The sequence below is a fragment of the Neobacillus vireti genome, from assembly GCF_036962465.1.
GTDB lineage: Bacteria > Bacillota > Bacilli > Bacillales > Cytobacillaceae > Neobacillus > Neobacillus vireti_B.
In genome coordinates, this window is record NZ_JBALNF010000021.1 from 1 (window position 1) to 236 (window position 236).

The 236-nt window shown below is 37.7% G+C and carries 1 protein-coding gene; it reads left to right on the top strand.

From position 1 onward, the window contains the following. Positions 1-236 (top strand): immunoglobulin-like domain-containing protein (locus V7077_RS08650; RefSeq protein WP_335500441.1); only part of this gene is annotated, 236 nt, incomplete at both ends.

Consider the following 236-nt stretch of genomic DNA (forward strand, 5'->3'; position numbering starts at 1 on the left):
ACTATTAATGTTGGAGACTCGTTTAATGCGTTAAGTGGAGTAACGGCAACAGATAACGTAGATGGGGACATCACATCAAGTATTGTTGTAACAGGCACTGTAGATAATAAGAAACCAGGAGTCTATTCATTGACCTATAGTGTCAAGGATAGTTCAGGAAATACGACAACCGTAACAAGAAAAATAACCGTAGTGGATACAGTAAAGCCGATAATTAGTGGTATATCTGATAAGAC